Source organism: Pseudomonas sp. PS01299 (assembly GCF_029960145.1).
GTDB lineage: Bacteria > Pseudomonadota > Gammaproteobacteria > Pseudomonadales > Pseudomonadaceae > Aquipseudomonas > Aquipseudomonas putida_A.
Genome location: NZ_JASCPO010000214.1, coordinates 1 through 9,977 on the forward strand (window position 1 = coordinate 1; position 9,977 = coordinate 9,977).

Sequence of the window (9,977 nt, forward strand, 5' to 3'; positions counted from 1 at the left end):
GCCGAAGGCTGCGATCTTTTGATTTTGATCTTGAAAAACAAAGTCAAAAGATCGCAGCCTTCGGCAGCTCCTACACGTACAGCAGGGTGTCAGTCTTCCTTGCGCACCGTCGCGACCTCGTCGCCGCGGACTTTCACCTTGGTTCCGGAAATATCCTCGAACTCATAGAACCCGTCCTTGTTCTTGGTTTTCGGCATGTCCTTGGTCAAATACTGAGTACCGTTCTGTAAGGTCACCACGGTCGGTGTCGAGCAGCCGCCCAATGCCAAGAAGGCTGCTACCGCCAGGGGAAGACCCAGAGTCTTGATGTTCATACCCACCTCAAATCCCTCATTCCATATCAATTGACCGACTTCGGTCTCTAACGCGGTTGGTGCCATCGAACGGGGAAAAGTTCGATGGCAACCTGAAAAAATCCCGATTGCCGCTGCCACTGATCTTTTTCCGTTTGCACGCGACGGGGCAGAGCTGGTATCTGTACGCATAACCAGTATTCGCTCGCCATGGCCCTGAATTCCCGTGACTGCCAACCCGCTCGACGATCCGTTCTATTACCTCAACAACTTCCGGCAAGTGCTTGATTGGCTTGAGCTTCGCTATGCCGATGTGATGAGCGAATCCGAGCACGGCTTTATCCGCGACTTCAAGGCCTTGCCACGCGCTTCGCAGGGTTTGCTGGTGCGCATGATAATGCGCAAGGGCGTGCATTTCCGCTTCGGCAAACTCAACTACCCGGAAATCGGGGACATCAGCAACGCCGCGCAGCCGTTGTTGCGTCACGGCTGGCTCGACGATCAGGCTTTATTGAGCATGCCCGAAGTGTTCGACGTGTTGCTCAAGGCTGAACTGCTGCAGGCGTTCGGCAGCTTTATCGAGCAACCCAAGGGCCGCAAGGACGACTGGCTGCCGCCGCTCGCCGAGCAATTCAGCGAGTCGCGCAGCCTCTCCGTTTGGGCACCGACGCTCGGCGACCGCTTGCTCAGCCTGACCATCATGGACCTCTGCGACCGCCTGCGTCTGATGTTCTTCGGCAATCTTTATCAGGACTGGTCGGAATTCGTCCTCGCCGACCTCGGGATCTTTACCTACGAAAAAGTCGAGTTCTGCGCTGACTCCCGTGGTCTGCGCAGCCGTGAAGACGTTGACGCCTGCCTGTTCCTGCATCATTGCCAACTGCTTTTCGAAGCCGGTGAACCGTTGGAGCCCATTGTCGAGCAGGTCAACGCGTTGCAGTTCGACAACCCGTGGCTGCAGCGGCGGCGCGGCAAGGTGCTGTTCCAGATCGGCCAGTATTGCGAGCGCGTCGCCGAGTTCGCCCTGGCGTTGAGCATTTACCGCGATTGCACCTACCCCGGCGCCCGTCAGCGAATGATCCGCGTGCTGGAGCGCTGCGGCGAATACGCACTGGCGCTGGAGCTTGCCACTCTCGCCGAACAGGCGCCGGAAAGCGCTGCGGAGCAGCAGAGCCTGCAACGGATGCTGCCACGGCTGCGACGCAAACTCGGCGGGCCGCCGCTCAAACGGGCAACGCCACGCCCGGTCGAGCGCCTCGATCTGCAACTGCCGCGCACTGATCCGGGATTGTCTGTGGAGTTTTACGTGCAGGCGCATTTGCACGAAGACAGCGGCCCGGTGCACTACGTCGAGAACAGCCTGATCAACTCGCTGTTCGGCCTGTTGTGCTGGCCGGCGATTTTTGCGCCGCTGCCGGGAGCGTTCTTTCATCCGTTTCAGCGCGGGCCGGTGGATCTGCTCAACGAAGACTTTCAGCAACGCCGCGCCGAACTGTTTCAGGCCTGTCTCGACCAACTCGACGACGGCCGTTATGCGGCGACCATTCGTGAGCGCTTCGCCGCCAAATGGGGCGTGCAGTCGCCGTTCGTGTTCTGGGGCGCGTTGAATGAGCAACTGCTGGAGCAGGCGCTGGCGTGTTTGCCGGCGGAACACCTCAAGCACTGGTTCAATCGCCTGCTGCTCGACATCAAGGCCAATCGCGCCGGCATGCCGGATCTGATCCAGTTCTGGCCGCAGCACAAGACCTACCGGATGATCGAAGTCAAAGGCCCCGGTGACCGCTTGCAGGACAACCAACTGCGCTGGCTGGAATTTTGCCACCAACACCAGATGCCGGTCGCCGTGTGCTACGTGCAATGGGCGGAGCAGAGCGCTTGAGCTACAGCATTGCCGTCCGTGCCCTATGCGAGTTCACCGCCAAGACCGGCGAACTCGACCTGCGTTTTACCCCTTCGCCGACAGCCCTCGAAGGCATGCTCGGGCACCGCACCGTGGCCTCGCGGCGCAGCGACAAATACCAAAGCGAAGTGGCACTGGAAGGCGAGTTTCTGCAGTTGAAGGTCAGGGGCAGGGCGGACGGCTATGACCCGGCGCAGAACTGTCTGGAAGAAGTCAAAACCTATCGCGGCGACCTGAGCAAGCAACCGGCCAACCATCGGCAGCTGCATTGGGCACAGGCGAAAATCTACGGCTGGCTGATGTGCCGCAAGCTTGAACTTGCGCAGATCAATCTGGCGCTGGTGTATTTCGACATCGTCAGCGAAAAGGAAACCTGTCTGGTCGAGGCCTTCAATGCGCCGGTCTTGCAGGAATTTTTCGAACAACAATGCCGGCTGTTCCTGAACTGGGCCGAGCAGGAAATGGCCCATCGCGAGGCGCGCAATCTGGCCGGGCAGCAATTGGCCTTTCCCCATGCGGACTTTCGCCCCGGCCAACGGCATCTGGCCGAATCGGTGTTCAAAGCGGTCAGCACCGGCCGCTGCCTGATGGCCCAGGCGCCCACCGGGATCGGTAAAACCCTCGGCACGCTGTTCCCGATGCTCAAGGCGCTGGCGCCGCAGCAACTGGACAAGGTGTTCTTCCTGACCGCCAAGACCCCGGGGCGCAAACTGGCGCTGGATGCCAGTCAGGTGTTGTTCGATCAGTCTGAACGCTTGCCGCTGCGGGTGCTGGAGATGGTCGCCCGCGACAAGGCCTGCGAACACCCGGACAAAGCCTGTCACGGTGAGTCCTGCCCGTTGGCCCAGGGCTTTTATGATCGCCTGCCCGCCGCCCGGCAAGCGGCCAGCCGGATCAATCTGCTCGATCAGGCGGCGATGCGCGAAGTGGCCCGTGAGCACACGGTTTGCCCGTACTACCTGAGCCAGGAAATGGCCCGCTGGGCCGATGTGGTGGTGGCGGACTACAACTATTACTTCGATTTCAGCGCGCTGCTGTTCGGCCTCGCTCAGCTTAACCAGTGGAAGGTTGCGGTGCTGGCGGATGAAGCGCACAACCTGGTCGAACGTGGGCGTTCGATGTACAGCGCCAGTCTCGATCAGGCCGCGCTGGCCAGTGTGCGCAAGACTGCCCCCGAAGTGCTGAAAAAATCCCTGCAACGGGTCAACCGTGAATGGAACGCGCTGCATCAGCCGCAACTGGCGCCGTATCAGGCCTACGACAAGGCCCCGGAGAAGCTGCTGCAAGCGGTGTCGCTGTGCAGTGCGGCCATCGGCGACTACCTCAATGATCATCCGCAGGGACTCGACAGCGCACTGCAAACCTTCTACTTCGACATGCTGCAGTTCGGCCGGGTGGCGGAGCTGTTCGACGAGCATTACCTGTTCGACATCAGCAAGCGCGACCTTGAGCGCAAGCGGCCGCTGTCGCAGTTGTGCCTGCGCAACGTGGTGCCGGCGGCGTTCATCGGCCCGCGCCTGAAAGCGGCGCGCAGCAGCGTGTTGTTCTCGGCGACGCTGAGCCCGCGACGCTATTACGCCGATCTGCTCGGCACGCCCGCCGACACGGTATGCATAGACGTCGAATCACCCTTCAGCGCCGAACAGCTGCAAGTGCAGATCGTCAGCCGTATCTCCACGCGCTTCAATCATCGCCAGGCGTCGCTGGAACCGATCGTCGAGCTGATCGCCCGCCAGTTCAGCGAGCGCCCGGGCAATTACCTGGCGTTCTTCAGCAGCTTCGATTACCTGCAACAAGTGCTGACGCTGCTCGCCGAACGCCATCCGCAGATCAATCTGTGGCAGCAGTCCCGGGGCATGGCCGAAGGACAGCGGCAGGCGTTTCTCGATCAGTTCACCGCCGACAGTCAGGGCATTGGCTTCGCCGTGTTGGGCGGTGCGTTTGGCGAGGGCATCGACTTGCCCGGAGCACGGCTGATCGGCGCGTTCATTGCGACCCTGGGGCTGGCCCAGCTCAACCCGGTCAACGAACAGTTGAAACGGCGCATGGCGGCGATTTTCGGCGCCGGTTACGACTACACCTATCTGTATCCGGGCGTGCAGAAAGTGGTGCAGGCCGCCGGGCGGGTGATCCGCACCCGTGAAGATCGTGGCGTGGTGATGCTGATCGATGACCGCTTCGCCGAACCGCGCATTCAGCAACTGCTGCCACGCTGGTGGTCGCTCGGCACCGACTCGTCCTCAATCAACCCATTGATCATGCCGTGAATAGAGGCGCGTTTGCACCTTCCCATGGCGCCGGATTGCCGCATACTTGCGCTAATGAAAACCAGCGGTGAATCTGATGAGTGACAACCCGAGCAAAACTGCCGCGATCGAGGAGATGCGTTTCCGTCTGCTGATCGATGCGGTGGTCGATTATGCGATTTACATGATCGACCCGGACGGCATCATCACCAGCTGGAACTCCGGCGCCAAACGCTTCAAGGGCTACGAAGAGGCGGAGATTCTCGGCGAGCATTTCTCGCGCTTCTATACCGCCGATGATCGTGCGGCGGGTCTGCCGCAACGCGCGCTCGACACAGCGCTGCACGAAGGACGCTTCGAAGGCGAAGGCTGGCGGGTGCGCAAGGATGGCACCAGCTTCTGGTGCCATGTGGTCATCGATCCGATCATTGATCCCAACGGCAAACTGCTCGGCTATGCCAAGATCACCCGTGACCTGACCGACCGCAAGATGGCCGAGGAAACCCTCAAGCAAAGCGAACAGCAGTTTCGCCTGCTGGTGCAGGGTGTCACCGATTATGCGATCTACATGCTCAGCCCCGAAGGTCGTGTGAGCAACTGGAATCAGGGCGCCCAGCGGATCAAGGGGTACCAGCCGGAAGAAATCATCGGCCAGCATTTTTCGGTTTTCTACACCCCGGAAGACCGTGTGGCCGGCGAACCGCAACGGGCACTGGAGATTGCCACCCGCGAGGGCCGTTTCGAGAACAAGAGCTGGCGCATGCGCAAGGATGGCACGCGGTTTCTGGCCCACGTGGTGGTCGATGCCATTCGCGGCGAAACCGGCACGCTGCTCGGGTTTGCCAAGATCACCCGCGATGTCACCGAAGCCCATGAGTCGCAAGTGGCGCTGGAAAAGACCCGCGAAGCGCTGTTTCAGGCGCAGAAGATGCAGGCCATCGGTCAGCTCAGCGGCGGCATCGCCCATGACTTCAACAATCTGCTGACGGTGATTCTGGGCAATCTGGAGATTCTGCAAAAACGCATCGGTGACGACCCGAAAAACAGTCGTCTGCTGGAAAACGCCACGCAGGGTGCATTGCGTGGCGTATCGCTGACCCAACGCATGCTGGCCTTCGCCCGCCGTCAGGAACTCAAGACCGAGCCGGTCGATATTCCGCAACTGGTGCAAGGCATCACCGGACTGTTGCGCAGCTCGATAGGCCCCGGGATTCGCATCGAGACACGCTTTCCCGAGGATCTGCAACCGGTGCTGGCCGACAGCAACCAACTGGAACTGGCGTTGCTCAATCTGGCGACCAACGCCCGCGACGCCATGGCCGACGGTGGCAGCCTGTGCATTTGCGCGCAGCCGGAAGTCGTGCTTGAGCAAAGCCATTCGTCAATGGCGGCGGGACGCTATGTGTGCCTGAGCGTGATCGACACGGGTGAGGGCATGGACGAAGCCACGCTGGGTTCGGCCAGGGATCCGTTTTTCACCACCAAGGGCGTGGGCAAGGGCACCGGGCTGGGCTTGTCGATGGTGCATGGCTTTATCGAGCAACTGGGTGGCCGTTTCATTCTCAAGAGCGAAAAAGGCCATGGCACCCGCGCTGAAATGTGGATACCGGTGGCGTTAGCCGGGGAGACGGCAAAAAACCTCTACCCGGCGGTCAAACCGGTGTTGGTGCCGCGCCTCAGCGTGCTGGTGGTGGACGACGATTCGCTGGTGATGACCAGCACCACGCTGCTGCTCGAAGACCTTGGCCATCGCGTGATCAGCGCCACGTCCGGTGCCAAGGCGCTGGCGTTGTTCGAGCAGGGCGAAGTCATCGATCTGATGATCACCGACATGGCCATGCCGCAGATGAGCGGCGCGCAACTGGCGCATGCGGTGCGTTTGCTCAAGCCGGATCTGCCGATCATTCTGGCCACCGGTTACGCCGAACGTCTGGAAGGCTTTGCCGCGCAATTGCCGCGTCTGCCCAAGCCATTCACCCAGCTCAACCTGGTGGAAATCATCGCGCAGTCGATGAAGTGAATCCGCCTGAACTTGTCCGTGGCGAGGGCCTTCTAAAAGGTTTCCCCGCCACGGAGTGCGCGTCCCTTGCCCCGCATACTGACTCAGCCCAGCGCTGAAGAGCACCTGACCGAACACGATGCCAAGATGTTCGGCTCACCCAAGGAACGGCTGGATTTCTATCGCAAGGAAATCCAGTACGAAACCAGCATCCTCGCCAATCGCACCGATGCCTATCTCGCGGCGCAGTCGTTTCTGGTGATTGCCTTCGCTTCGTGCATGGCCAACCTCAACCCCGAGTGGGGCAAGCTGTTCACGCTGGTGGTGCCGCCGTTTCTCGCACTGCTCGGGCTGCTCAGTTCGCTCAACGCCTGGCCGGGGATTCGTGCGGCGTACGACATCATCGATCACTGGCACTACAAGCAGAGCGAGTTGTTGCGCAGCGAGCCGATCATGGGCATGGCTTACGACGAGTCGCCGCTGTTCAGCGAGATGGAGTCGAGCCACAAGGGTTATCGCAAGTCGCTGTTGTTTTCGGTGCGCACGCCATGGATCTTCGCCACGTTCTGGATCCTGCTCGGGGCTTATGCAGTGTTCATTCAGGTGACCAACCCCGGGGGCTGAACGCCGCCCAAAGAAAAAGCCCGGACATCGCTGCCGGGCTTTTTCTTGTGCGCTTTATTCGACGGTTTCAAGCTGTCGACGCAATTCCTGCGAGTGATGCGGTGACATTGGAATCGGCGGGAAGTCTTCGTTGAGGACGCACAAGTGATCGATGGCTTCCTCGAACTTCGCATCGGCTTTGCGGCGCAGTGCTCGATAGTGCTCAAACTGTTCGAGGTCCAGATTGTCCGCTTCCAGCAGCTCGTAAGCCGCTCGGTTGAGGGCGTGGGCATCTTCGAACAGTTGACGATTGCGTTCCAGGGCCAAAGCCCTGCAAGCCTTGATTTGTGCCGGAGTCGAGCATTCTTTCATGACCGTGACCTTGTTATCCAAAGATTCCTCTTCATGGGCTGCAAGCCGCAGGGGAACCGAACCTGCCGGACCCCGCCGAGTGCATCCAGCGAGGGGTTATGGTTGTGACTGTTGGTTTTGGCCGAGGGATCCATTTATTTTCAGAAAAAACTTCGATGGATTTCCCGACATATTGCCGCCGGAAAAATCAGTTTTTTCGTTTTTGCCGTTGTTCGTAGCGCGCCAGCAGCGGCTGGGTGCTGATGCCATGCAGTAAAATGCTCAGCGCTACCACGGACAGGGTGATGTTGGTGCACAACGTCGCGACTGAAGGACTGAGGCCATGGTTCAAGGCGTAAAACAGATAGAACAGGCTGCCGATCCCGCGAATGCCAAACCAGCCGATCAACAGCCGCTGACCACCGTCGAGCAAGCTGCCCCATGGCATCAACGCGACGCAGGCCGGACGCACCACGCAGAACAGCACCGCGCCAATGGCCAACGCCCGCCAGTCCCAATGCGGCACCAGCACCACGCCGAGCAGGGTCACCAGAAACACTTCCATGGCCCGTTCCACCAGACTGCCGAATGAGAGCATGTCGCCCATCATGATGCCGGCGGCGACCTGACTGCTTTCCAGTCGTTCGGTATCGCCGTGCACCGCGTGCTGCGGTTCGATGTTCTGGTGGCCGACCACCGGTTGCACCAGATGTTCGGCGGGCGGCTGGCTGGCGCCGGTGGATTTGACTTCTTCCTGACGCAAGCCGAGGCCGGCGGCGAATACCGACAGAAAACCATAACCGCCAATCGCATCCGCGCCGACGTAAGCCAGGGCAATCAGCGACAGCGCCAGATAATCATTCGGGCTCAGGGTGCTGTCGTCGTTACGGATGCGCAGCGACAGGGTCAACCGACCGATGCCGCGCCCCATCCAGTAACCGGTGAGCAAACCGACCGGCACCGCCCAGAGCAAATCTTGCAGCACCCAATCGGTCAAGGCGCCGGGTTGCGCGTCGGCCTGCAACAGCAGCAAGCCGAGAATCACGAACGGAAAAGCGATGCCGTCGTTAAGCCCGGCTTCTCCGGAAAGGCCAAAGCGCACGCTGTCGACATCCCGTGCGTCGTTGACCTGCACCAGCGCGGCCAGTACCGGGTCGGTCGGTGCCAGCATCGCCCCGATCAGCAGCGACGGCCCCCACGACAGTTGCAGGCCCCAGTGCAGCAATACGCTGACCCCGGCGATGGTCAAGACCATCACCGGGCCCGCCAGCCCGAACGCAATCCGCCAACGCTTGTCGCGCAGTGGCAGACGCAGCTTGAGCCCGCAGACAAACAGCGAAAACAACACCGCCACTTCCGTGAGGTGCTCCATCCATACGGAAGCGTTTTCCAGTGACAGTTTCAGCAAATCCAGACCGCTGGGGCCAATGCCGATCCCCAGCAGCAGGCACACGGCCGAAGTGGTGACCGGCATCCAGCGCAGGTACGACGAGGTCAACGCGAGGGTCAGCAACACCGCGCCAAGCACCGCGACCCAGATGACAAAGCTCATTGGAGGCTTACAACATCGGCTTGCCGCCGGTGACGCCATAGCGCTGACCGGTGATGTAACTGGCTTCATCGGAGGCGAGCAGCACATAGATTGGCGCCACTTCCACCGGTTGTCCGGGGCGCCCGAGCGGGGTTTCGCTGCCGAAGTTCTGCACCTCTTCATCGGGCATGGTCGAGACGATCAGTGGCGTCCAGATTGGTCCGGGGGCCACGCAGTTCACGCGGATTTCTTTTGGCCCGAGTATCTGTGCCAGTCCGCCGGTGAAGTTGGCGATCGCGCCCTTGGTGGTGGCGTAGGCCAGCAGGGTCGGTTTGGGCATGTCCGAGTTGACCGAGCTGGTGTTGATGATCGACGCGCCGGGGCGCATGTGTTTGATCGCTGCCTGGCACAACCGGAAAATCGCGGTGATGTTGACGTCGAAGGTCATCACCCATTCGTCATCGGGGATTTCTTCGAAGTTTTCGTGGGTCATCTGGAACGCGGCGTTGTTGACCAGAATGTCGATGCGCCCGAAGCGTTCGACGGTCTTGTCCACCAGTTCCTGACAATGGGCCTTGTGCGCGAGGTCGCCGGACAGCAACAGGCACTGGCGGCCTGCCTGTTCGACCCAGCGCGCGGTCTCTTTGGCATCGTCGTGTTCATTCAGATAAGCCACGACCACGTCCGCACCTTCACGGGCGAAGGCAATCGCCACCGCGCGGCCGATACCGCTGTCGGCGCCGGTGATCAGCGCAATCTTGCCGGCCAGCCGCCCGGAGCCGACGTAGCTTTGTTCGCCACAATCGGGGTAGGGCTGCATTTTGCTTTGCAAACCCGGCACGGCTTGAGCTTGTGTGGGGAAGGGTGGTTTTGGGTAGTCGGTCATCACAAATCTCCGAGGTTCTCAGGGCAGGTATGGGCGGTTGACCTGGACGATTTGCCGTGAGTTCGATCGGATTTTGGATGACCACAAAACCATTGTAGGAGTGAGCCTGCTCGCGATAGCGGTGTATCAGCCGACATTGATGTTGAATGTCAGTCAGCTATCGCGAGC

Annotated in this window: 8 protein-coding genes; 4 read left to right on the forward strand and 4 right to left on the reverse strand. The window is 60.5% G+C overall.

The features are described 5' to 3' along the window. Positions 1-89: 89 nt before the first annotated feature. Complete coding sequence (locus QMX91_RS25155) at positions 90-314, reverse strand: YgdI/YgdR family lipoprotein (RefSeq protein ID WP_027612790.1); 225 nt, start codon at positions 312-314, stop codon at positions 90-92. Between the two features lie 205 nt (positions 315-519). Here QMX91_RS25155 and QMX91_RS25160 point away from each other — a divergent pair, with 205 nt between their 5' ends. The 4 genes from QMX91_RS25160 to QMX91_RS25175 all read left to right on the forward strand — a co-directional run bounded on the left by QMX91_RS25160 (position 520) and on the right by QMX91_RS25175 (position 7,062). After that, positions 520-2,172 (forward strand): VRR-NUC domain-containing protein, encoded by a 1,653-nt coding sequence (locus QMX91_RS25160; RefSeq protein ID WP_282413538.1) that lies wholly within the window; start codon positions 520-522, stop codon positions 2,170-2,172. Continuing rightward, on the forward strand, positions 2,169-4,460 hold the full coding sequence (locus QMX91_RS25165) for an ATP-dependent DNA helicase (RefSeq protein WP_282413539.1): 2,292 nt from the start codon (positions 2,169-2,171) through the stop codon (positions 4,458-4,460). The genes QMX91_RS25160 and QMX91_RS25165 overlap by 4 nt, the downstream gene beginning before the upstream one ends. Before the next feature lie 76 nt (positions 4,461-4,536). Further along, entirely contained in the window at positions 4,537-6,459 is a 1,923-nt protein-coding gene (locus QMX91_RS25170) for a PAS domain-containing sensor histidine kinase (protein WP_210557183.1), read from the forward strand. A gap of 66 nt (positions 6,460-6,525) precedes the next feature. Next, entirely contained in the window at positions 6,526-7,062 is a 537-nt protein-coding gene (locus QMX91_RS25175; RefSeq protein ID WP_047597231.1) for a hypothetical protein, read from the forward strand. 54 nt (positions 7,063-7,116) lie between these two features. On the opposite strand, the gene QMX91_RS25180 is transcribed toward QMX91_RS25175, so the two are convergent. The 3 genes from QMX91_RS25180 to QMX91_RS25190 all read right to left on the reverse strand — a co-directional run bounded on the left by QMX91_RS25180 (position 7,117) and on the right by QMX91_RS25190 (position 9,809). Beyond that, positions 7,117-7,413: a hypothetical protein gene (locus QMX91_RS25180; protein ID WP_007967009.1), complete on the reverse strand. Its 297-nt coding sequence runs from the start codon at positions 7,411-7,413 to the stop codon at positions 7,117-7,119. 187 nt (positions 7,414-7,600) lie between these two features. Then, positions 7,601-8,944 carry a sodium:proton antiporter gene (locus QMX91_RS25185; protein ID WP_282413540.1) on the reverse strand — a complete coding sequence of 448 codons (1,344 nt, stop codon included), beginning with the start codon at positions 8,942-8,944 and terminating at the stop codon, positions 7,601-7,603. Between the two features lie 7 nt (positions 8,945-8,951). Further along, entirely contained in the window at positions 8,952-9,809 is an 858-nt protein-coding gene (locus QMX91_RS25190) for a glucose 1-dehydrogenase (RefSeq protein WP_282413541.1), read from the reverse strand. Between the last annotated feature and the right edge of the window lie 168 nt (positions 9,810-9,977).